The 22,085-nt window shown below is 44.1% G+C and carries 22 protein-coding genes; 20 read left to right on the top strand and 2 right to left on the bottom strand.

Annotation, left to right across the window (positions count from 1 at the left end; genetic code table 11):
- Positions 1-70 precede the first annotated feature (70 nt).
- The 17 genes from ahpC (at position 71) to FKP33_RS27195 (ending at position 16,924) form a co-directional block, all read left to right on the top strand.
- A complete protein-coding gene (ahpC, locus tag FKP33_RS14155; protein WP_054799352.1) occupies positions 71-634 on the top strand; it encodes an alkyl hydroperoxide reductase subunit C in 564 nt (187 codons plus the stop codon).
- 12 nt (positions 635-646) lie between these two features.
- Positions 647-2,176 (top strand): alkyl hydroperoxide reductase subunit F, encoded by a 1,530-nt coding sequence (gene ahpF / locus FKP33_RS14160; RefSeq protein WP_141335513.1) that lies wholly within the window; start codon positions 647-649, stop codon positions 2,174-2,176.
- A gap of 252 nt (positions 2,177-2,428) precedes the next feature.
- A complete protein-coding gene (locus tag FKP33_RS14165) occupies positions 2,429-3,703 on the top strand; it encodes a hypothetical protein (protein WP_141335514.1) in 1,275 nt (424 codons plus the stop codon).
- A 63-nt stretch (positions 3,704-3,766) separates the two neighbouring features.
- Positions 3,767-4,504 (top strand): ABC transporter ATP-binding protein, encoded by a 738-nt coding sequence (locus FKP33_RS14170; RefSeq protein ID WP_127608337.1) that lies wholly within the window; start codon positions 3,767-3,769, stop codon positions 4,502-4,504.
- Positions 4,491-5,243 carry an ABC transporter permease gene (locus tag FKP33_RS14175; protein WP_127608338.1) on the top strand — a complete coding sequence of 251 codons (753 nt, stop codon included), beginning with the start codon at positions 4,491-4,493 and terminating at the stop codon, positions 5,241-5,243. The genes FKP33_RS14170 and FKP33_RS14175 overlap by 14 nt, the downstream gene beginning before the upstream one ends.
- Positions 5,244-5,256: 13 nt before the next feature.
- Entirely contained in the window at positions 5,257-6,690 is a 1,434-nt protein-coding gene (locus FKP33_RS14180) for a sensor histidine kinase (protein WP_141335515.1), read from the top strand.
- Positions 6,691-6,707: 17 nt separating this feature from the next.
- Entirely contained in the window at positions 6,708-7,403 is a 696-nt protein-coding gene (locus FKP33_RS14185; RefSeq protein WP_054798517.1) for a response regulator transcription factor, read from the top strand.
- Positions 7,404-7,557: 154 nt separating this feature from the next.
- Complete coding sequence (locus FKP33_RS14190) at positions 7,558-8,586, top strand: LacI family DNA-binding transcriptional regulator (protein WP_141335516.1); 1,029 nt, start codon at positions 7,558-7,560, stop codon at positions 8,584-8,586.
- Positions 8,587-8,987: 401 nt separating this feature from the next.
- Positions 8,988-10,304, top strand: coding sequence for an ABC transporter substrate-binding protein (locus tag FKP33_RS14195; protein ID WP_141335517.1), 1,317 nt, complete (start codon positions 8,988-8,990; stop codon positions 10,302-10,304).
- 71 nt (positions 10,305-10,375) lie between these two features.
- A complete protein-coding gene (locus FKP33_RS14200) occupies positions 10,376-11,242 on the top strand; it encodes a carbohydrate ABC transporter permease (RefSeq protein WP_181410148.1) in 867 nt (288 codons plus the stop codon).
- Between the two features lie 13 nt (positions 11,243-11,255).
- Positions 11,256-12,080 (top strand): carbohydrate ABC transporter permease, encoded by an 825-nt coding sequence (locus FKP33_RS14205; protein WP_141335519.1) that lies wholly within the window; start codon positions 11,256-11,258, stop codon positions 12,078-12,080.
- A gap of 42 nt (positions 12,081-12,122) precedes the next feature.
- Entirely contained in the window at positions 12,123-13,211 is a 1,089-nt protein-coding gene (locus FKP33_RS14210; RefSeq protein WP_141335520.1) for a Gfo/Idh/MocA family protein, read from the top strand.
- 56 nt (positions 13,212-13,267) lie between these two features.
- A complete protein-coding gene (locus FKP33_RS14215) occupies positions 13,268-14,428 on the top strand; it encodes a Gfo/Idh/MocA family protein (RefSeq protein WP_141335521.1) in 1,161 nt (386 codons plus the stop codon).
- Between the two features lie 60 nt (positions 14,429-14,488).
- On the top strand, positions 14,489-15,253 hold the full coding sequence (locus tag FKP33_RS14220; RefSeq protein WP_141335522.1) for a sugar phosphate isomerase/epimerase family protein: 765 nt from the start codon (positions 14,489-14,491) through the stop codon (positions 15,251-15,253).
- Positions 15,254-15,497: 244 nt separating this feature from the next.
- Positions 15,498-15,893: a hypothetical protein gene (locus FKP33_RS27460; RefSeq protein WP_141335523.1), complete on the top strand. Its 396-nt coding sequence runs from the start codon at positions 15,498-15,500 to the stop codon at positions 15,891-15,893.
- Positions 15,890-16,576: a Rho GTPase-activating protein gene (locus FKP33_RS14230; protein WP_181410149.1), complete on the top strand. Its 687-nt coding sequence runs from the start codon at positions 15,890-15,892 to the stop codon at positions 16,574-16,576. The genes FKP33_RS27460 and FKP33_RS14230 overlap by 4 nt, the downstream gene beginning before the upstream one ends.
- A gap of 210 nt (positions 16,577-16,786) precedes the next feature.
- Positions 16,787-16,924: a hypothetical protein gene (locus tag FKP33_RS27195; protein WP_155615124.1), complete on the top strand. Its 138-nt coding sequence runs from the start codon at positions 16,787-16,789 to the stop codon at positions 16,922-16,924.
- A gap of 16 nt (positions 16,925-16,940) precedes the next feature.
- Here FKP33_RS27195 and FKP33_RS14235 read toward each other — a convergent pair whose 3' ends face one another.
- Complete coding sequence (locus tag FKP33_RS14235; protein ID WP_054796608.1) at positions 16,941-17,135, bottom strand: hypothetical protein; 195 nt, start codon at positions 17,133-17,135, stop codon at positions 16,941-16,943.
- A gap of 336 nt (positions 17,136-17,471) precedes the next feature.
- On the opposite strand from FKP33_RS14235, the gene FKP33_RS14240 reads away from it, so the two are divergent.
- From FKP33_RS14240 to FKP33_RS14250, 3 genes are all read left to right on the top strand, one after another.
- Positions 17,472-19,124: a flavin-containing monooxygenase gene (locus FKP33_RS14240; RefSeq protein WP_141335525.1), complete on the top strand. Its 1,653-nt coding sequence runs from the start codon at positions 17,472-17,474 to the stop codon at positions 19,122-19,124.
- Positions 19,125-19,162: 38 nt separating this feature from the next.
- The gene (locus FKP33_RS14245) at positions 19,163-20,095 is read left to right on the top strand and encodes an alpha/beta hydrolase (RefSeq protein WP_141335526.1); all 933 of its coding nucleotides are present in this window, start codon (positions 19,163-19,165) and stop codon (positions 20,093-20,095) included.
- 102 nt (positions 20,096-20,197) lie between these two features.
- Positions 20,198-21,289 carry an NAD(P)-dependent alcohol dehydrogenase gene (locus tag FKP33_RS14250; protein WP_127608386.1) on the top strand — a complete coding sequence of 364 codons (1,092 nt, stop codon included), beginning with the start codon at positions 20,198-20,200 and terminating at the stop codon, positions 21,287-21,289.
- Positions 21,290-21,378: 89 nt separating this feature from the next.
- On the opposite strand, the gene FKP33_RS14255 is transcribed toward FKP33_RS14250, so the two are convergent.
- Positions 21,379-22,071 carry a helix-turn-helix transcriptional regulator gene (locus FKP33_RS14255; RefSeq protein ID WP_164751850.1) on the bottom strand — a complete coding sequence of 231 codons (693 nt, stop codon included), beginning with the start codon at positions 22,069-22,071 and terminating at the stop codon, positions 21,379-21,381.
- Positions 22,072-22,085: the final 14 nt, after the last annotated feature.

Consider the following 22,085-nt stretch of genomic DNA (forward strand, 5'->3'; position numbering starts at 1 on the left):
GACAGTGATATTATCTCTATAGCACTAAATACAACTAAAGATTTGATGTACATTTAGGAGGAAAAGGATTATGTCTCTAATTGGAACCGAAGTAAAACCGTTTAAAGCATCAGCGTATCAAAATGGTAAGTTTATCGAAGTTACAGAAGCCGATCTAAAAGGGAAGTGGAGTGTAGTTTGCTTTTATCCTGCAGACTTTACATTCGTTTGCCCAACCGAGCTGGAGGATCTTCAAAACCAATACGAGACCCTAAAGGGACTCGGGGTTGAAGTGTATTCCGTTTCAACCGATACCCATTTTACACATAAGGCATGGCACGACAGCTCAGAAACGATTGGTAAAATTACCTACGTTATGATCGGAGATCCTTCACATACGATTTCCCGCAACTTCGATGTGCTGATCGAGTCAGAGGGTCTGGCTGATCGCGGGACTTTTATCATCGATCCGGACGGTATCATCCAAACCGTTGAAATCAACGCTGGCGGCATCGGTCGCGATGCAAGCATTCTTGTTAGCAAGGTCAAGGCAGCACAGTATGTTCGAAACAACCCGGGCGAAGTTTGCCCAGCTAAATGGCAGGAAGGTGCTGAAACACTTAAGCCAAGCCTTGAACTCGTAGGAAAGATTTAAGGGGCTCAAAATATGATACTAGACGCGGATATCAAGGCACAATTAAACCAATACCTTCAGCTCATGGAAGGCGACGTGCTAATCAAAGTTAGCGCAGAGTCCGATGCGGTATCTACTAACATGCTGGCCTTAGTGGATGAAATATCCAACATGTCGTCCAGAATTACGGTAGAAAAAACAAAATTACCGAGAACGCCGAGCTTTAGTGTGAATCGTGTGGGCGAAGATACTGGGGTAACTTTTGCCGGTATTCCTCTGGGACACGAATTTACTTCATTGGTGTTAGCTCTGCTGCAGGTTAGTGGACGAGCTCCGAAGGTTGAACAGAACGTAATTGACCAGATTAAAAACATCAGCGGTGAATATCATTTTGAATCTTATATCAGCCTGAGCTGCCACAACTGTCCCGATGTTGTTCAGGCACTGAACTTGATGAGCATCCTCAATCCAGGCATTACGCATACCATGATTGACGGGGCGGCGTTTAAAGCGGAGGCAGAAAGCAAGAACATCATGGCCGTGCCATCTGTTTACCTCAATGGTGAATTCTTCGGTAGTGGTCGTATGACACTTGAGGAAATTCTTGCCAAGATGGGGAATGCTCCGGATGCTTCAGATTTTGATAACAAGGATCCATACGATGTGCTTGTTGTCGGGGGCGGCCCAGCTGGTGCAAGTGCAGCGATCTATGCGGCACGTAAAGGCATTCGCACAGGCATTGTTGCGGAACGCTTCGGCGGTCAGGTCATGGATACCGTAGGTATAGAGAACTTTATTAGCGTTAAATACACCGAAGGTCCTAAGCTCGCAGCGAGTCTTGAAGAGCATGTGAAAGAGTACGGCATTGATGTAATGAAATTACAGCGCGCCAAGCGTTTGGAAAAAAGGGACTTCATCGAAGTTGAACTCGAAAACGGTGCTGTTCTAAAGAGCAAGACCGTCATCCTTTCAACAGGTGCCCGTTGGCGCAATGTTGGCGTACCCGGCGAAGCGGAGTTCAAGAACAAAGGTGTAGCCTATTGCCCTCATTGTGATGGTCCTTTGTTTACAGGAAAACGCGTAGCGGTTATTGGCGGCGGTAACTCCGGTATTGAGGCGGCCATTGATCTTGCAGGCATTGTGGGCCATGTCACCGTTCTTGAGTTTATGCCGGAGCTGAAAGCTGATGCTGTATTACAAGATCGTCTTTACAGTCTGCCTAACGTAACGGTTCTAAAGAACGTTCAAACCAAAGAAATTACCGGTACTGACAAGGTAAACGGTATCTCCTACATTGAGCGCGATACAGGAGCGGTTCAGCATATTGAATTGGAGGGCGTGTTTGTTCAGATCGGTCTTGTACCCAATACCGATTGGTTAGGCGATACGGTCGAACGCAATCGCATCGGGGAGATCGTTGTAAATAGCCATGGCGCTACGAACGTACCTGGAGTGTTTGCAGCAGGTGACTGTACAAACAGTCCGTATAAGCAGATTATTATTTCTATGGGATCGGGTGCTAATGCAGCCTTAGGCGCATTCGATTATCTAATCCGTAATTAACCAGATTATTATATTACGTTAATATTATCCCCTTTAAGTAGACAGTAAAAGGAATGACATTTACTGTTGATCTTGGAGGGGATATTTATTATGGCTAGAATACGACAAAGTTATGCAAGCACAGCCCTCGTTATTTTTGCACCGGCTTGAGTTTATAATTTGTTAATAGTTTATTTAGATAGATTCAATAAGCCCTGATTATAATGAAAGGGAAGGAAACGTTTCCCCAATATGAAATAAAGGAGATCCGAAATGAAACTCAGTAAAAAATCGATTAGCGTCCTCTCATTTACGATCGGAGCGTGTGTCTTTGTATCCACAGCCTTTGCCGATATGGCGCTTGGCTCAGGCTATGACCGGTTAAAGAATTCCGTAAAAAATACCTCCGCGCAGATGGAGAAGGGATTGAACAACTACACGGTCGAGGCGCTGTTCACGCTGAAGGATAACGATCAAACCTTCCTTCAGGCCTCCACCTTCAATAAAATTGATAATGAAAAGCAGGCATCTGAAAATTCTACTAAGACTCAATATTCAAATGGCGAAACGACAACCAATTACTCGTATTCCGATCAAAAGCTTTCGATTTGGAAAAGCGGAACGGACGACAAATATTATGTGACGGAATACCCCGACGATATAGACAGGGGGAGCGGGAACAGATTTGATAGCCCTTTTAACGAGAAGGGGGCGCCAGAGGTCGAGAAGATCGTTGACGCATTGGTTGGCAATCTGAAAGACTATGTGCAGGTTGAAGAAAGGCCTGAGGGCGGACGAGTTTACTCGGGAAGCTTGTCTGAGGCGCAAGTGCCTGCCGTAGTAAATGCTGTCTCTTCCTTCGGTATAAAGCAGATGATTAGCGACCAAAGACGCATGGATAGAAATTCGAAGCTGCCGGAAATTGATAGTGATATTTTTGTTAAAAAGGTATCGGGCACAGCCGTTGAAAACAAAGCGGGATTATTGGAAAATTTGACGGGTGATGTGATTCTCTCCGGGAAAGATAAAAGCGGAGTACAGCATGATTTATCGCTGAATGTGGTTCTCAAGCTTTCCGACATTGGAAATACGAAGATTACAAAGCCTGACCTGACAGGCGCAAACGTCGAGAAGGTAAGCCAGTCCGGCGGCTTTAGCAGTAAGTATGCGGGGAAATATAAAAATAACATCATTATCGAGAAAGACGGGAAATTCGTGAAAATCGGTGAGAGAATCCTTGAAATCACGAGCGTGGAAAATAATAAAGTGACCGGCAAGTATTACGAAACCGTGAAGCCCGGATTCGAAGCCGAATATCCTGACAAGTATAACTTTACTTTTGAATATAATCCGAGCAATTCAAAGCCTATGTCTTTCTTTACTTATACAAATGCTAAAGGCGAGCAAGAAAACGGGCAGCTTCATCCGAGCGGCTCCGGAAAAATTTATCTCGACCTGAACATCGAGATCTTGGACAATAACTCGTATAGATCCAACACCAGTCACCAACATTTCGATGGGGAATTTAGCCGCGTATTTGAAGAGTAATCGAAAGGCTGTCCCTAAAGTGAACCTTCACTTTAGGGACAGCCATGTCATATTTATTGGGGGATGTTATCATTGACGAATAAAGCTATTGAAATCACCGGTTTAACCAAAGTATATAAAAACGGCCGGGGAATCAGCGATTTGAATTTGGAAGTCGATCAAGGCGATATATTCGGTTTTTTGGGGCCAAATGGCGCAGGAAAGACGACCGCTATGAAAATGATGACGGGACTCCTGAAACCGGACCGCGGCGATGTGAAGATTTTTGGCGCCAGCATTTTAGAGGACTATGTTAATGCTATGAAGCATGTGGGCTGTATTATCGAGACAGCGGAGTCGTATCCTTATTTAACGGCAAACGAAAACCTGAAGCTGTTTGCCAGGTTTTATCCGCAGGTTGACCAGCAAAGAATTGACGAATGTCTTGAAATCACCGGCATGTTAAAATATAAACATGAAAAATCAAGAAAGTTCTCGCTTGGTATGAAACAAAGGCTTGGGGTAGCGGCAGCGATCCTGTCGAAGCCAAAGCTGTTAATATTGGACGAGCCATTGAACGGACTTGATGTCGAGGGTATGCTGGATATGCGGAAGATGATTAAACGGCTTGCCAAGGAAGAAGGCACGACGTTCTTTATTTCCAGTCACCTGATTCATGATGTGGAGCTTACCTGCACCAGAATCGGAGTGGTTTACGGCGGAAAGCTTGTCAATGTGGATTATACCCAAAATATCCTATCCAATTATTCTTCGCTTGAAAATTATTTTGTTAGTGAGGTGGACCGGAATGGCAGGGTTTAAGGCTGCATTTATCAATGAAATCGTCAAGCTGTTGAAAAAGAAAAAAATGATAGCGGCCGCCATTTTGTCCATTCTTGCCGTTGTGATTGGACAAATTGCCGTAACGGCGATTAAGCATGGCCTTGGATTAAGAGTTGTAGGCAGCAACGAATTTCCTTTAGTGGTTCTATCGATGTTTACTTACACGATCCTGCCTCTATTTGCAACCTTTGTAGCCATCGATATGTTTAACGGCGAATTTTCGTCAAATACAATGAAAATAACGCTCACAAGGCCTGTTTCCAGATTCGGCGTATTTAGCGCGAAGGTTTTAAATTTAGCCTTGTTCATTATTGCAAACCTGCTGTTTGTCATGATTCTTTCTTTACTGGCCGGGCTCATATTTAATCCTTCGTCCGCCAGCCTGATCGGTATCGTAAGGGTCGTTTTGTCATATGCCGCAACGTTTTTTCCTGTTTTTGTGTTTGCCCTTCTCGTTGTATTGCTATCCAATATACTTCGGGGAGGACTGGCGGTTTTTTTTCTCTCGATTATTGTTTTTATCGGGTTTAACTTTTTAGGCATCGTTTTTTCCAATTATTCGAGTTTTTTTATCACATCCATGTTTGACTGGTACACGCTCTGGATTTCGGAAACGGTCAATGGTTTTAAAATTTTCCGCCAGATCTTAATCATGTCGGGCTGTGGTATAATGTTATTTACAGCGGGTTATTATTTGTTTGACCGCAAGGATATATAGAAAGGTAATTCCAATGCAATTAACCAAACGCTTTTTTACGATGAATGCGCTCGCTGTGCTGGTTTCCATTGCATTAACCGTTTTGGCTGTCATTATATTTGTTGCCGCTTATACGAAAGTGGTTGGCCCGGAAGCGGATATCAACGATTTGAAAAGGATCTTTGAAGTCAGGTCGGGGATCGGTGAGATCAAGAGGGCAGCGCAGACACTCGAGTTCGAACAGCTGCTTGATAAACCCTATCAGCAGGAGCTGTCCGATCGGGTTAAGGCTTTGGGGGCTAATGCCGTTATTTTGAAAAACAGAGAAGTATTATATTCCACAAAAAAGTTTAATGAAATCGATATTGAAAAAAGCTTGATGCTATCCGACAATGCGCCTAATCTTGATACTTTAGAGCTGGATGGCAGAACCTTTATGTTTGCCAGAGCGGACTATAGCCTTCATTCGGGAGATGAGGGCGTTTTGCTGCTGCTTGCGCCGATCAAGCTGAAAACGGGCTTTTACCTGTTTCTTGGCATTTTTACGGTCAGCTTTTTTATCCTTTCTTTTTTGATCATGAACTTTTGGGTTTCCTACCGGTTCTCCCGCGGCATCATTACACCTATTTCCAGGCTGAGGGATGCCGCTGTTAAAATTAGTGAAGGCGATTTAAGCTGCGGGATTGCGGAGGAAGGCGAAGGAGAGGTCAGGGAACTGTGCAGGACGCTGGAGTTCATGAGGATTAAGCTGAAGGAGTCTATTTATCTGCAGCAGAAATACGATGAAAACAGAAAGTTTCTGGTATCCAGCATCTCTCACGACTTAAAGACCCCTGTTACTTCCATTAAAGGATATATCGAAGGCATTATCGACGGGGTAGCCAAAACACCGGAAAAAATGGAGGAATACCTGGAAACGGCACGATCAAAGGCGATTCTGGTGAACGCCATGATTGATGATCTTCTGTTGTACTCCAAGCTGGATTTGAACCAAATCCCTTATCATTTTGAAAAAACGAATCTGGAGCCATACTTCGAGGATTGCGTTTCTGACCATCACTATGAATATGAAAAGGCGAATATAAAACTGGCGCTTATCAGTGAATTGAAGGAGACCGTCTATGTCTTAATCGATAGAGAAAGGTTAAAACGGGTCATTCAAAACATTCTTGACAACGCCAAGAAGTACATGGAAAAGGCTGACGGACAGGTTCATATTATATTAAGGGAAACCCGGACATCCGCTATAATAGAAATCAGGGACAATGGAAAAGGAATACCCGAGAACGACCTTCCCCATATTTTTGAAAGATTTTATCGTGCGGATCCGTCAAGAAAGAGTGCGGACGGCAGCGGCCTTGGGCTGGCTATTGCTCAACAAATTGTGGAAGGTCACGAAGGAAAAATTTGGGTCAGAAGTTCAGTAGGGGAAGGAACCCGCATGATGATATCTCTGAAAAAGTTTTAGCATTTTTGGAGGTTAGGATGAAAAGGATACTGATTATTGAGGACGATCAAAGTATAGCAAATCTGCAAAAGGATTATCTTGAGCTGAGCGGCTTTTCAGTTAAGATCGTGAATAGCGGAACGGACGGTTTGAAAGTCCTTGAGGAGGAAGCGTTTGACCTTATTATTCTGGACATTATGCTGCCGGGGATGGACGGATTTGAGGTTTTGAAAACGATCCGCGAGAAGGAGGACATTCCCGTGCTTCTTGTATCGGCCAGGGCGGAGGAAATTTATAAAATTAACGGTTTCGGTCTCGGCGCGGATGACTATATTACAAAGCCTTTCAGCTCCGGTGAACTGGTGGCCCGGGTTAACGCTCATCTGAACAAGTTTGAGAGGATGAAAGAACGGTTTGGTAAGGTTGATGAGGTCAGCAAGATCCAGGTCAGGGGACTAGAGGTCCAAAAAGATTCCAGAAGGGTTTTTGTGAACGGGAAAGAGGTAACGATGGCTCATAAGGAATTTGACCTGCTTCTGTTTCTCTTGCAAAATGCCAATCGGGTATTCGGCAAGGAAGAGCTTTTTGAACGGATTTGGGGGATGGATGCGCTTGGTGATGCGTCTACGGTTACGGTACACATCGCCCGGATCAGGGAGAAAATCGAGGAGAACCCGTCCAAGCCTCAATATATAGGTACGGTCTGGGGATCCGGGTACAGGTTTATGGTTTGACAACGAATCTAAAGAGAGCCTGTCAGGTACGGTTTTCGCCTTGACAGGCGGCAGTGATTCTGAAATGTGAAAGAATAATAATGTGTATCTATTGACTTTTAATATTCGTTGTGTAAATATTGATGTAAACGTTTATATCCAGGGAGTAAAATAGATGAATACGATCAAGGATGTCGCAAAAGAGGCCAATGTGTCAATCGCAACAGTATCCCGAGTGATAAATGGAAAAGATAAAGTAAAGAAAGAAACAAGAGAGAAAATTCAAAGAGCTATTGAAAAGTTAAATTATGTGCCTGATCAGGCAGCAAGAACAATGAAAATTAATCGGACAAGAACAATTGGTATGGTAGTTCCATTACTTTCAAACGAATACTGGGCCAAACTAGCGGAAATCATTCAAAGAGCGCTTATAAAAAAAGGATATACACTGATTATTAGTACAACAAATTACGAAAGAGAATCAGATAATCCGTGCTTGACTACTTTGTTAGAGCGTAAAGTAGACGGATTAATAATCGGAACTTTATTTAAAGGTGAAGAAGCAGAAAAAGAAAAGTATATACAGATGTTTATTGATCAAAGGATTCCTTTGGTCTCTTTTTCCCATATTAATAATAATATCACCTCCATATCAGGGGATAATCTAAGAAGTTCAATGGAAGCAGTTGAATATTTAATCCGTTTGGGACATCAGAAAATCGCATTTATTGGATCCATATCCACCGGAATGGACAGAGAATTAGGATATAGAAATGCATTGATGCTTAATGATATTGCCGTAGATGAAACCTTAATCTTAAGCGATAAACACGAGCATGTTTATTTCTTCAGTCAATACGGATATCAATGCGCCAAAGAACTCGTCTTAAGCAATAAAGAGTTTGATGCCATATTTTGTTCGAACGATTTAATCGCCATCGGGGCCATCAAGGCTTTAGAGGAAATGGGATTAGACGTACCGTCAGATAAGGTTGTGGTCGGCTTCGATGATATCGATATGGCTGGTTTATATCGACCTGCTCTGACTACTGTGAAGCAGCCTATCGAGGAGATGGCTAATGCCGCCATCGATGTTTTAATAGAGCAGATTGAAAATCCAGTGGAGAATTACGTGCAAAAGAAGATTATATTTCCCATGCAACTCATGATCCGGGAGAGTTGCGGAGGCCAAAAAAAAACTTGACAGTTTATATCCTAAGCGTTTATTCTTTGAATATAAACGTTTACACTAATTTGCTCGTTATTAACGGTTGGAATGAGGCCAAGTCATAAGGCCGGTTATTAATGAGATCATAAATACGTTAAACAAATGGGAAAATAACTTGTTCAGGTTCGACGAAAAGTGCTTAAAGTATTTTACGTAAGAATTGGTAGCGGTTTCATTATTAACATATTGTTGTAAGCGTTGCCTTACCGTTTGGTGATATACAGAAGTACAAGGAAATATGACGCGCCTTTTTATCTAAACGTTTACATTTAGTTAGCGATACTCCGGTTGGAGGTGAGTGAATGAAGTAGAGGAGCAAGGTTGTATGATACTATAAAGCCAAAAAAGTTCTTAAATTAAATTAGGGGTGATTTGGAATGATAAAGAAAACTATAGGTATTCTATTAGCAGCTTCTCTCAGTGTATCTCTTGTAGCTTGTGCTGGTGGTAATGATCATAAAGCAGGCACTGAGACTTCCAAAGCTGGAGATAATACCAAACCTGTAGAGATTGCTTTTTGGGACATGGCCTGGTGGGGACCTGCTTCCTATATGGAAACGGGAAAGAAACTGGTAGAAAAGTTCAACAGTGAACACCCTAATATTAAAGTTACATATCAATCCGTACCTGCGGCTAACTGGTATCAAACATTCGCAAATGCGATTGCTTCAGGCTCTGGTCCAGACATTAGTACAGGTGCAGGCTATCAAGCTTTTCAGTTTACAGAAGCGGGTGAAATTTTACCAGTCGATGATGTTATAGAAGATTTGAAGAAGTCAGGGAAGCTTGATGATTTTAATCCGGGCAGTGTGGAAGCTCTTAAATACAAAGATCACTACGTTGCTGTTCCGTGGCAGATTGATGTACGCGTCCCGTGGTATCGTAAAGACCTTTTCGAAAAAGCTGGAATCACCTCGCAGCCCAAAACTTGGGATGAGCTAAGAGTTGCTTTAAAGAAGCTCTCTAATAATGGGAACTACGGCCTCGTTGTACCAGGTGGAGACGCAATGGGTATCCATGCCATGTTGACTCTAATTCAAAACAATGGCGGCGGATTATTTACTTCTGATAAAAAAGTAGACTTCATGAATGAGCGTAATATCGAAGCACTGCAATATTTGTCCGACTTACTTAAGGACGGCTCCATTAATCCGGCAATGGCGGGGATGAATAGAGAGGATGCTTTGAAAGAATTCGGTACGGGTCGAGGCGCCGTGTATTTCAACACCCCGGGTCTGCCTGGTAGTCTTCCGGATATTAAAGACCAGTTAGCGGTTCTGGAGCCTATTGCAGGGCCCCATGGTGAGAAGAATACCGTTGGTTGGGTTAACAATATGATGATCTACAAGCAAAGCAAGCATCCGGATGAAGCAAAGGTATTCCTGAAATGGTGGCTTGATAACAATAAAACATTGTGGACTGAAGGAAAAGCTTCCGGGTTCCCGGCAAGAAAATCGTTTACACAGGACCCATATTGGCAAAATGATCCAAACCTGAAGTTGATTACTGAAAAGTACTTACCTCTTGTGAAAACAACCGGAAATAAGTATCCTAGCGGGTTCCCAGAACTTAACACCATTGAGGGCGATGGCTCAATGACACAATTGCTGCAAAAAATACTAACTGGAAGACCGGTGAAGGAATCCGTGCAAGATGCGGATAAGAAAATCAAGGAAATTATGAAAGAGAAATAGTTATCAATTAGGTAGCACTGGGAGAATGTTTGCAAATGTTCTCCCAGCTGCTTCAAGGAAGCAGGTGTACTATGAACAACGAGCAAGGAGTTAAATGGCTTCAAATCCGTTTCTTGTTCCCGGCTATTTTGTTTATTGCGCTAGTCAACATATACCCTTTTATCATTGGGATACTGTATAGCTTTAAAGACGGTACGCTCATTAAACCAGGTGCATTCGTAGGCTTTGCAAATTATTTAAAAGTGCTCAATATGGAAGAGCTTTGGAATGCTTTTACATTTAGCTTCTGGTTTACGATCTTCTCCGTGTTCGGTAGTTATATTGTAGGGCTCTTTTTGGCTTTGCTTTTAAATATGGATATTCCCGGAAAAGGGATTTTCAGAGTGGCGTTGTTAGTGCCTTGGGTACTCTCATCTGTCGTATCGATGGTCGGTTGGCGCTGGATGATCGGTAGTCAAACGGGTATCGTAAATACGTTTATCCAATCGCTAGGGTTTGATCCCATTTTATTTCTAAGTAATGAAAACTGGGCTGTTTTTTCAGTCATCATGGTCAAAATTTGGAGAAGCTATCCTTTTATGATGATTTCTCTTTTGGCAGCACTTCAGACAATCAATAACGACTTGTATGAAGCGGCAAGTATTGATGGAGCAGGAAAATGGCGTTCATTTATAAGCATTACGCTGCCGCAATTAAAGACCGTTACTTTTGTATGCTGGATTTTAATGAGCATCTGGAGCTTTAATGACTTCGATGTATTGTGGCTGCTGACGGCCGGAGGCCCTATTGACGCTACACAAAACTTGATCATTATGAGTTACAAATACGCATTTGTAAAAGACTCACTTGGAATTGCTTCCGTTTTAGCTATCTTCAGCTTAGTTGTGTTAATGGCCCTCGCTTTCATCTTATTAAGAGTTCAAAAGAAGGGCGAATAGAGGGGGAATCGATATGGCCAGTAATTTCATTCGTAGTATAGTTTTTTTATTCCTTTTGGTAGCTGCGCTTATTGCAAATCTCCCCATCCTTACCATGTTTTTTAATTCATTTAAATCAAATACGGAAATCATGACTTCGCAAAAATTGCTACCAGAAAAGTGGATTATAGATAATTATATTTTCGTCAATGAAAAGTCCGCTTTTTGGCAGCAGTTCAGCAATAGCGTCATTGTGACACTCGTATCGCTGGTCTTGACCATTATTATCGGTGCGTTAGCAGGATATGCGATTTCAAGGTTCCGTACCTTAATTTCCGGTTCCTTCTCTGTTCTGCTTTTGTTACTTCAAATGTTTCCGATCATTTTGGTTTTGCTGCCGCTCTTTATGACATTTCGTTCTTTGGGGCTAATTAATACACTTACTTCCGTCATTCTTATTCAGACTGCTGCGCATTTGCCATTTGCTGTTTTGATGTTTAAAGGATTTTTTGACACGATTCCAAAAGAAATTGAAGAAGCGGCTTGGATTGATGGTTGTAATCGTTGGAGTACATTCTCCAAAATTATTCTTCCTATTTCGGGCGCTGGTATTGCTGCAGTATCTATATTTTCAATCCTCTTCTCATGGAACGATTACTTAATCGCAAGTGTGTTTATCAAGAAAGAAGCTTTGATGACAGTACCTATTGGTTTGCATTTGTTTATGCAGCAAAATTCCACCGAGTGGGGTAACTTGACTGCTGCGGCATCTTTATCGACATTTCCAGTCCTCATCTTCCTGTTCTTTGTTCAAAAGTATATGGCTCATGGTTCCGCAGCGGGCTCCGTAAAAGGATAATTAGGCTAAGCAAAATTCATACAATTAAAAGGAGAACGAACGATGGAACATAAAATTTTGAATGTGGGTATTATTGGTCTTGGCGAAGTGGCACAAGTGATTCATCTTCCCGTCTTAGAGTCGCTTCCTAAGCAGTTCCGCATCGCTGCATTATGTGATATTTCTCCCAAGCTTGTATCGTATTTGGGCGAGAAGTATCGAATTAATCAACTGTATACAGACGCTTCAGAACTAGTAAAGCAACCCGATCTGGATGTTGTCTTTGTGTTAAATAGTGACGAATATCATGCGGAATGTGCCATTGCGGCAGCAAATAATAAAAAGCATGTATTGATCGAAAAGCCGATGTGCCTGACCGAGGCGGAAGCGGATGCCATTATAGAGGCGAAGAAAAGAAATAATGTAAAGATTATGGTTGGTTATATGAGGCGTTATGCGGCCTCATTCGTTGAAGCGGTGAAAGAGATCGGAGGTTTTGATAAAATCCAATATGCGAGAGTCAGGGATATTATCGGTCCTAACAGTTATTTTGTAAAGCAGACAAGTCATGTGGTTTCGTTTGATGATATTCCTAATGATTTAAAAACGGACAAACAAACGAGAGCAGAGAAATTGGTGCGAGAAGCAACGGGTTTAGATGTAAATTCTCCTTATTTCCGTATTTATCGGCTTCTATGCGGGTTATCCAGCCATGATCTTTCTGCGATGAGGGAAATTATCGGCATGCCGAAGGGTGTTGTCGGAGCTAAAATGACAAATAATGGAAGTCTTTTTTTGAGTGCCATTTTAGACTACGATCAGTTCGCAGTCACGTTTGAAACCGGCATTGATCAGCAGGGGCGATTCGATGCGCATATCGAAGTGTTCTCGAATAACAAATCTGTAAAAATTCAGTACGATACACCGTATATTCGACATCTCCCTTCTACACTACATATTAGTGAAACGGTTGGAGAGAAGAACATTGAATCGGTCATTCGGCCTACCTTAACAGACCCTTATACCTTAGAGCTCAAAAACCTTTACGATGTGATTACGCAAGACTTAGAAGTGAAGACTACGCCCGAGGATTACAAAAATGATTTGCTTATTTTCAAAATGATTATCGATGCTCTAAAGCAAAACGGATAAATTAAAGAGAAATTCTAAACGTTTAGACAAGTGTTTAGGTTCGTGGAGGGAAGCGAATGGAAAAAATAAAGGCGGGTATTATTGGTAACGGTTTTATCGGACCCACTCATATTGAAGCGATTCGACGATTAGGTTTTGTCGAAGTTGTAGCACTAGCGGAATCCGACAAGGCATCCGCCGAGAAGAAAGCAGCCGCTTTATGTATCCCGAAAGCGTACGGCGATTATAAGGAATTGCTTCAGGACCCGGAAGTTCAAGTGGTTCATAACTGCACGCCGAATCATCTGCATTTTAAGATTAACAAGGATATTATTTTATCAGGAAAGCATGTGCTATCCGAGAAGCCGTTGGCAGTGTCTAGTGAAGAGTCAGCGGAATTACTGAAGCTAGCTAAAGAACGCGGAGTTGTACATGGGGTCAACTTTAACTATAGACAATTCCCTATTTTGAGGCAACTGGCATCTATGATCCGGCGCGAGGAAATGGGTAAAATAAATCTTATTCACGGCAGCTATTTGCAGGATTGGCTTCTTTATGAAACTGACTTTAACTGGCGTTTGGCTCCAGAGATTGGCGGGAAATCGCGGGCTGTTGCAGACATTGGATCCCATTGGTGCGATACCGTACAATATGTGACTGGGAAAAAAATTGTAGAATTATTCGCGGATTTGGCAACAGTGATCCCCGTCAGGAAGAAACCTAAGCATCATGCAGCTACTTACGAAAGCCAAAGTCAAGTGGATGCTGGTTATGAAGATGTGCCAATCCATACGGAAGATTACGCCTCCGTCCTCCTTCGATTCGGCGACGGCTCCAAAGGGGTATTCACGGTATCGCAAGTGAGTGCGGGCCGCAAAAATAGACTTAGCTTTGAACTGAATGGCAGTAAGAAATCGGCTTATTGGAATCAGGAGGAGCCGGAAAAACTGTGGATTGGTCACCGAGATCAAGCGAATGAAGTGCTTTTGGCGGACCCTGCTTTGTTTTCGCCTGATGCGCGTTCTTCGATTCATCACCCAGGCGGCCATAACGAAGGCTGGCCGGATGCCTTAAAGAATATGATGTTAAATTTCTATTCTTATATTAGGGATGGAAAAGATCCGCTAACGGATAAGGCCAATTTTGCAACCTTCGAGGAAGGGCATCTGTCCATGTGCATTACTGACGCCATTCTGGAAAGCCACGAGACGGGAAAATGGGCGAAAGTGAATACGTAAAGGCGTCTGGATATGACCATGTAGACGTAACAATAAATAAAGCTGAGGAGAAAGCTTACAATGAAACGAATGGGCATTGGCTTACAGATGTTTACGCTTCGTGAAGAATTAGCTAAGGATTTCAAAGGTGTACTAAGAGAAGTAGCTGCCATGGGGTATGAAGGCGTGGAATTTGCCGGTTATGGCGGGTTGTCTGCCGAAGAATTGAGAGATTTGCTTCAAGAACTGAACTTGAAAGCCATCGGAAGCCACGTAAATTATCAGAAATTAAAGGATCATCTGGATGAAGAGATTTCATATTTACAAACCATTGGCGGCCAGTATATCATTTGCCCGTATCTTGTCCCGGAGGAACGAAAGGATTGGGAGCGTCACTTTGCTTTCTTTGAAGCTGTTGCCAAGCAAGTTGCTAATCAGGGATTGACATTTGCTTATCACAACCACGATTTCGAATTTCAAGACAAGGTTGGAGGGCTTGAAGTATTCGATGCTTTGTATCAAACCATCGCTCCAGAGCTTCTTAAGGTAGAGATGGATATTGGCTGGGTTCAATTTGTAGGCAAGGACCCGCTGGAATACATGAAGAAATATTCGGGGAGACTTCCGCTCCTTCATTTGAAAGATTTCCGCCGCGGTGAAGATGGTCTTATTGACACCCTAGAGCTTGGTAGAGGATTAATTAATCTGCCCGAGGTCATTCGAGCCGCATCAGAAGCTGGAACGGAATGGTTGATTGTCGAGCAAGACAAGTGTCAAAACCCGCCGCTTGAATGTGTATCGACAAGTATGAAGTGGCTGCACGAACATTATTTATCTAAGTTGTAGGGGGGCGTGCCAAACGAGGCTAAGTTAGTTAAGCTACCTGAGGATACGCTGAGTGAGGAAACTAGAATCATGAAAAGAATAAAGAATTGATGGAAAAAGCCATAAAGAACCTTTAAACCCAAGCGGTGCGCTAGTGCGCCGCTTGGGTTTTATGCTAATAGTAGAATAGAGGTCATCTCAGCGACCTATTCTTTTTTGATAACGGGTATTTTATGTTTGCTCTACGAAAGAACGCCCACCGATCATGGAGATGCTGAATGAGGGATTGCATACGAAACTGACTTTCGTGACGGCCCCTGGGGGGTACGGAAAGACAACAGCTTTGAGTCAGTGGTTACAGCAAAGCGATATACCTGCCGCATGGGTTTCCCTGGATTCGCAAGATAATGATCTGTATCAGTTTTGGAGCTATATCATCGCGGCTTTTGACAGCAAGACTCCTTCTTTTGCTACGGAATGCATGCGGTGTACATTGTCTGAACATGATATCTCTACATTTGTCCATCGTACGGAGGGGTGGATTAGCGGTTTGCATCTTGCAGCGATATCGCTGCAAGATGCAAACCGCATCATCATTTGTTTTCCGATTATTTGCGGAGGCAATTCAGGCAGAAGTATCCGGAACGTTTCAAGCAATTGAATTTACATGCGGCTCATTGGTTGGAGGAGCAAGGCTTTTTTGAAGAGGCCGTGGAGCACTTTCTTATGGGGCAGCACTACGCCGAAACGGTTGCTTTAATCGAAAAGCATCTGCATGATCTGGATTTGAAGCGCGGAGTATTGAAACGATGGTTTCGTTTGCTGCCGGAGTCTTCTTTTCTAAGCAAGCCGAACATTCAATTTCTTTATGTGAAAGTGCTGTCTGAATCGGGGGAATTGGAGCAAGCTTGTGAGAGACTGCGGAGGATGGAGAACCATATGTCGGACCCGGAATGGAGAACCTTCTTGGGTACATTTTTTTATTTATCCGCCGTTGTTTCCTTTTACAGGAGAGACTTTCGCCAATCGTCTGAGTATTTGGAACTGTTTGAGTTTTTGTCACTCAATAAAGGTTCCCTGGAAGACGTGGACGCTTGGCTGCAAACTTGCGGCTACAAGCACACGGATACAGTTTCACTGCATCATGTCATAGAATATCTTCAGCTAGCCAAGGTGCTTACGGAATATGGGGCATATCCGGAAGCTTTGCAACAGCAGGCTGCAAGCCCTGCAGCGGGGGAAGGAACTGAACTTGCTATAGAAGCATGTGTTCATCTCCCTCGGAGCACGGAAATTCCCCCCTCCTTCTCCCCCGCTTTGGGGATTTTTTTATGGGTAGAATAAGTCTATAGTATGAGTATGATAACCTGGTGTTCGGTCACTGGTGAAGATGAACAAAAGCGACCAGAGTGCGGATTCTTCAGAAAGACCATGATGACCGCGGAGGAATGGGAGGCCAACGGGGATCTGCGGAGTCCTTCCATAAAGGCAGTACGTAACAAGCTCGCTGAGCTGGTTACAACACCTCAAAAAATACTGAATAGGGGATAAATCATGAAGACATCTATCGATGTAACGAAAATTCTCTCTCAGCTGATAACGAACAGCAGCATGAAACAAGAAGCAGTCGATCAAATTGTGGATCGATTGAACCTTGGAAAAAAGCCCATGACAGCAAAGGATGGGGAGTGAACCCCCTGAAGGTGAATCATCGTATCTCACCGCTTGTTTTACTACATAGTAATTGGCGGCAGATCGTGTTGACGATCTGTTCTTTGTGGTTCAACTGCTCCACTTGGTGCTCCCCGTGGGTGATGAAGAGGAAATCGCCGATTACGAAACTCACCGGGCCGAATATGGTAGTTACCCAGTATGCGATCATCTTCTTTGTTTCGTTTTTCATTGTCTAATCTCCTATGGAAAAATGGCTTTGGGTTTACTGGAAGTTAAAATCATACAAATAATTGATGCTGCCGACTGGCAGCTTTTTTTGTTCAGCTGCAAAGGGCCTGCTACGAGAGCTTAAGGAAATCAAGTATTGGATGCACCCCTGTTTCGGGGGAGGGCTATGCCCAATATCAGGAAAACATGTAGATTTTAAGGTGTGAAAATTAAAGAATTTTGGGAATTTTCCTATCGGGAGCTAAGCTCTAAAATGAAACATGTAAGCGCTTAACTTCAAGGTAAGACAACTGCCTCGGCGAACATAGGAGTCTACTTAGGTAAGGGAGGAACAAGAATGAACGCTGCTCAACAGAAACACCAGAAAACAGAAACGAAGGAGGTTGCCAACTTCGACGCGGTCGTTGTCGGGGCAGGATTTTCGGGCTTGTATATGGTTTATCGCCTACGTGAGGCAGGTTTCTCCACCCGTGCTTACGAGGCAGGCGATGGGGTTGGAGGTGTTTGGTATTGGAATCGTTATCCCGGAGCGCGCTGCGACATTGAAAGCATCTATTATAACTACACTTTCTCTGATGAGCTTCTTCAGGAATGGACATGGTCTTCCAGATACGCCGAACAGCCTGAAATCCTAAGCTATCTCAACTACGTGGCAGACAAGTTCGACCTGCGTCGGGACATCCAATTCAAGACGCGCATCACTGCTGCTCATTACAACGAGACGACGAATAGATGGCAAATCAACATGGACGATGGCACTAGCGTATCGGCTAAGTACTTCATCACGGGAGTAGGTTGTCTTTCTGCCGCCAGTATTCCTGGATTTAAGGGCTTAGATAGCTTCGAGGGTGACTGGTACCACGCCGGACATTGGCCGCACGACAAGGTGGATTTCCAGGGTAAACGGGTCGGTGTCATCGGTACCGGCTGTACGGGCGTTCAGGTCATACCGGCCATTGCACAAGAGGCAGACCGCCTAATGGTCTTTCAGCGGACCCCACAGTATAGCACGCCAGCGCAAAACCATCCGTTGGACCCGGAATTCATACGTCAAACGAAAGACAACTACAGTGCGATTAAACGACAAATACGCGAATCGTTCATGGGCACTCCGTATATGCCCCGTGATCGGTCGGTGCTCGATGATACACCGGAAGAACGCCAGCGGGTATTCGAGGAGGCCTGGGAGCAAGGCGGGCAAGCACTTCCGTTTACCTATAAGGACTTGGTCTTTGACGAAGCAGCCAACGAGACTATCGCCGATTTCGTCCGCTCCAAGATACGGGAGATCGTAGTTGACCCCGAGGTGGCCGAGAAGTTGATGCCAAAGTACTATTTCGCCACCAAACGTCCAGTGATAGACACCAATTATTTCGAGACCTATAACCGCGAGAACGTTACCTTAGTAGATGTAAGGCAAGCGGCTATTCAGGAGATCACGCCCAAGGGGCTGCGAACATCGGATATGGAGTATGAACTGGACATCCTCGTTTTTGCTACCGGCTACGACGCGATGACTGGACCGTTGTTCAAAATCGATATCCGTGGTAGAGACGGGGCGGCGTTAAAGGAAAAATGGGCGGAGGGAGCGCAGACAAGGACGTACCTCGGAATAGCTACCGCTGGTTTCCCGAATTTTTTCATGATTACAGGTCCTGAGAGTCCTTCCGTCGTGACCAACATGCTTGTATCTATTGAGCAGCACGTGGAATGGATTGCGGATTGTATCCAATATATGCGCGAGCATGGTGTGGAGACGATTGAGGCCAAGGCGGAGGCAGAAGAGGCATGGAGCAAGCATTGCAGAGAGGTGGCCGACTCCACGCTCTATACCAAGACCGACTCCTGGTACACGGGTGCGAATATCGCAGATAAGCCGCTTGGATTCCCGATTTATCTGGGGGGTGTTGGACCCTACCGCCAGATATGCAACGAAGTTGCGGATAAGGGTTACGAGGGATTCTCTTTGATATCCTTTTCCATCCACTAAGCATATAATCAGAGATTGGCAAAGGAGGTTTTATTATCATGACTTTGGATCCTCAAGCAGCGGCATTCTTGGATTTAATCAAATCGGGTGGCACACCGCCTTTGAAGATGATGACACCTGAAGAAAGTCGGGCCTTATTCGCCCAGATGCACGCTCTGGGTGGAGAAATTGAAGCGGTTGCCCAGGTGGAAGACCGCCATATTTCTGTTCCCGATGGTCAAATTAAAGTCCGAATTTATAGACCCGAGGGGGAAGGCCCCTTTCCCATTCTCGTCTTTTTTCACGGTGGAGGCTATGTGTTCGGTGATTTGGAAACCGTGGATAGACCGTGCCGAAATCTTACCAATGCTGCGCGTTCGGTTGTCGTTTCCGTAGATTACAGGCTCTCTCCCGAATATAAATTTCCGGTACCTGTTGAGGATGGATACGCTGCCCTTGAATGGGTAAGCAATCAGGCATCCACCTTTCAAGGAGATGCTTCCCGAATAGCTGTCGGCGGAGACAGTGCGGGGGGAAACCTGGCAGCCGTTGTTGCAATCCTGGCACAGGAGCGGGGAGGACCTGCAATTGTTTCTCAAGTATTGCTCTATCCGGTGACTGACTTTTCCTGCAATAGCAACTCGTACAAAGAAAATGGCCAAGGATATAATCTAACCGAAGATGACATGCTTTGGTTCCGGAAGCACTATCTGGGATCCGAAGATGACATTCAGAACGTATATGTTTCCCCGTTGCTCGCCAATAGTTTAAGCGGGCTGCCTCCCGCACTAATCCTTACAGCTCAATATGATCCGCTTCGCGATGAGGGAGCTCAATATGCAGCCCGTCTGAAAGATTCCGGGGTTTCCGTGGAATACGAGTGCTATGAAGGAATGATTCACGGATTCTTTTGGTTTGCAGGGATATTGGATCAAGGGAAGCATGCGATTGATCGAGTGGCTAATTATTTGAGAACGGTCTCTGGCAGATGAATACCAGACAGGATTAACAAATATATTTATGGAGATGGCGAAAGGATTGGCCCACTGGTCATCGAACCACAAATTTAATCCATGGAAAAGGGAGGTCTTCCTATGTTAATCAAAGCTGCCGTAACCCATCATAAGGGCTCGGCTTTTAAAATAGAAACGGTGATTCTGTCGGAACCCAAAGAGAATGAAGTCTTAATCAAAGTTGTGGCATCGGGTGTTTGCCACACGGATGCCATAGTCAGAGACCAAATCGCTCCTGTACCGTTGCCGGCTGTTCTAGGGCATGAGGGCTCCGGGATTGTAGAAAAAATTGGATTCAATGTAAGGACTGTGCGTCCAGGGGATCATGTTGTCCTATCTTTTTCTTCCTGCGGCCAATGCGAGGAATGTTTAACTGGGCATCCAACAACGTGCAACGAGTTAAACCCATTGAATTTTGGCGGAAGGATGAGCGATCACACCCACAGGATCTTCTATAAGGAGCAGGAAGTTTCCACTTTTTTCGGACAATCTTCATTTAGCACCTATGTCGTGGCCAACGAGAAAAACCTCGTAAAAGTAGACAAAGATGTAGATCTGGCTCTGCTTGGACCACTAGGCTGCGGAATCCAAACCGGAAGCGGGACGGTATTGAATAAATTAAAGCCTGAATTCGGTTCTACGATTGCCATATATGGATGCGGCGCGGTTGGGCTTAGTGCAGTCATGGCTGCGAAAATTGCCGGATGTTCTAAAATTATAGCCATTGATGTACATGATCATCGTTTAGAGTTAGCCATGGAGCTGGGTGCCACCCATGCATTAAATGGAAAAGAAGTGGTAGACGTGGTAGCACAAATCAAAGAGATGACGAATGGGGGGGCCCACTATGCCATCGAAACGACGGGAGTTCCTGTGGTCGTGCGCCAATCCGTACAAGCGTTAAAAAACAGAGGGACAGTCGCCATTGTCGGGGCAACGGGAGAAGTAACGTTCAATATCCACCAAGATCTGATGGCGGATGGAAAAACAATGGTTGGGGTGGTTGAAGGCGACGCTGTTCCGCAGGTATTTATTCCGAAGTTAATTGAGTATTACAAACGTGGTCAATTCCCGTTCAATAAACTGATTAAGTTTTATAATTTTGATGAGATCAATGAGGCTTTTGAGGATTCGCATACGGGGAAAACGGTTAAGCCGGTCTTGAAAATGTAGGTATTCCGAAGTATTTCTTGCAGAGAATCAAGCTCCAGCGAAGTTGTCTGGAGCTTGATTTTCATTTAGATGGCCTCGCTTTTTACATGTTATTTTATGATTCCCTGCCGTATCGCTTCTGCGACAGCTTGAACCCGATTGTGCGCAGTCATTTTCTTGGTCACGGATTTAACATAATCCTGAACGGTGAATTGACTAATCCCCATAAACTCCGACATCTCTTTCACACTCTCTCCAAAAGACATTCTTTGTAAAACTGCGATCTCACGGTCGCTCAGTTTACTAGGGTTATCAATAGGATTCATAGATCGAATGGCTTTACCTGCCAGCTGCCCGTATAAAGTGAGTGCCTGAAGAAGATCGTCGCCTATCGGTTTTGAGCCTGTATATTGCCCGGGACAAGCATATCCAACTACTGTTGTATTACAAGGAATAGGAACGGCTAAGACAAAAGACTTGTAAAATTCCATTTTCAAATACTTCTCAGGCGAAAGCCGAATTAATTCTGATCCTTCGGCATACACCGCTTGTTGTATTCGAATTGCTTTACGAAGAAGGGGGAGGTTGCGCACATCGTCTCGAATTTTCAAGGGGCTGGTTCCCTGGTCGGTAATTTGCAAAATGCCTTCGATAATCTCGCTTAACGGCGAATAACTGTATAAATGAACACCTGAAAAAGGGAAGAGTTCCGTGAATCCTCTTGCAGTGAGGACGATCTTGTCTTCATGATATGCGGCCGTGTAAATCATCTGGAGATAATCTTTCATCACAGTATCGAGCAACCAATCACTTCCCT

Source organism: Paenibacillus sp. tmac-D7 (assembly GCF_006519665.1).
Lineage (GTDB): Bacteria > Bacillota > Bacilli > Paenibacillales > NBRC-103111 > Paenibacillus_G > Paenibacillus_G validus.

Bases quoted from the DNA above. Each gene is read 5' to 3' on its own strand.
- ahpC (WP_054799352.1), top strand. From the start codon at position 71: ATGTCTCTAATTGGAACCGAAGTAAAACCGTTTAAAGCATCAGCGTAT.
- ahpF (WP_141335513.1), top strand. From the start codon at position 647: ATGATACTAGACGCGGATATCAAGGCACAATTAAACCAATACCTTCAG.
- FKP33_RS14165 (WP_141335514.1), top strand. From the start codon at position 2,429: ATGAAACTCAGTAAAAAATCGATTAGCGTCCTCTCATTTACGATCGGA.
- FKP33_RS14170 (WP_127608337.1), top strand. From the start codon at position 3,767: ATGTTATCATTGACGAATAAAGCTATTGAAATCACCGGTTTAACCAAA.
- FKP33_RS14175 (WP_127608338.1), top strand. From the start codon at position 4,491: ATGGCAGGGTTTAAGGCTGCATTTATCAATGAAATCGTCAAGCTGTTG.
- FKP33_RS14180 (WP_141335515.1), top strand. From the start codon at position 5,257: ATGCAATTAACCAAACGCTTTTTTACGATGAATGCGCTCGCTGTGCTG.
- FKP33_RS14185 (WP_054798517.1), top strand. From the start codon at position 6,708: ATGAAAAGGATACTGATTATTGAGGACGATCAAAGTATAGCAAATCTG.
- FKP33_RS14190 (WP_141335516.1), top strand. From the start codon at position 7,558: ATGAATACGATCAAGGATGTCGCAAAAGAGGCCAATGTGTCAATCGCA.
- FKP33_RS14195 (WP_141335517.1), top strand. From the start codon at position 8,988: ATGATAAAGAAAACTATAGGTATTCTATTAGCAGCTTCTCTCAGTGTA.
- FKP33_RS14200 (WP_181410148.1), top strand. From the start codon at position 10,376: ATGAACAACGAGCAAGGAGTTAAATGGCTTCAAATCCGTTTCTTGTTC.
- FKP33_RS14205 (WP_141335519.1), top strand. From the start codon at position 11,256: ATGGCCAGTAATTTCATTCGTAGTATAGTTTTTTTATTCCTTTTGGTA.
- FKP33_RS14210 (WP_141335520.1), top strand. From the start codon at position 12,123: ATGGAACATAAAATTTTGAATGTGGGTATTATTGGTCTTGGCGAAGTG.
- FKP33_RS14215 (WP_141335521.1), top strand. From the start codon at position 13,268: ATGGAAAAAATAAAGGCGGGTATTATTGGTAACGGTTTTATCGGACCC.
- FKP33_RS14220 (WP_141335522.1), top strand. From the start codon at position 14,489: ATGAAACGAATGGGCATTGGCTTACAGATGTTTACGCTTCGTGAAGAA.
- FKP33_RS27460 (WP_141335523.1), top strand. From the start codon at position 15,498: ATGGAGATGCTGAATGAGGGATTGCATACGAAACTGACTTTCGTGACG.
- FKP33_RS27195 (WP_155615124.1), top strand. From the start codon at position 16,787: ATGAAGACATCTATCGATGTAACGAAAATTCTCTCTCAGCTGATAACG.
- FKP33_RS14235 (WP_054796608.1), bottom strand. From the start codon at position 17,135: ATGAAAAACGAAACAAAGAAGATGATCGCATACTGGGTAACTACCATA.
- FKP33_RS14240 (WP_141335525.1), top strand. From the start codon at position 17,472: ATGAACGCTGCTCAACAGAAACACCAGAAAACAGAAACGAAGGAGGTT.
- FKP33_RS14245 (WP_141335526.1), top strand. From the start codon at position 19,163: ATGACTTTGGATCCTCAAGCAGCGGCATTCTTGGATTTAATCAAATCG.
- FKP33_RS14250 (WP_127608386.1), top strand. From the start codon at position 20,198: ATGTTAATCAAAGCTGCCGTAACCCATCATAAGGGCTCGGCTTTTAAA.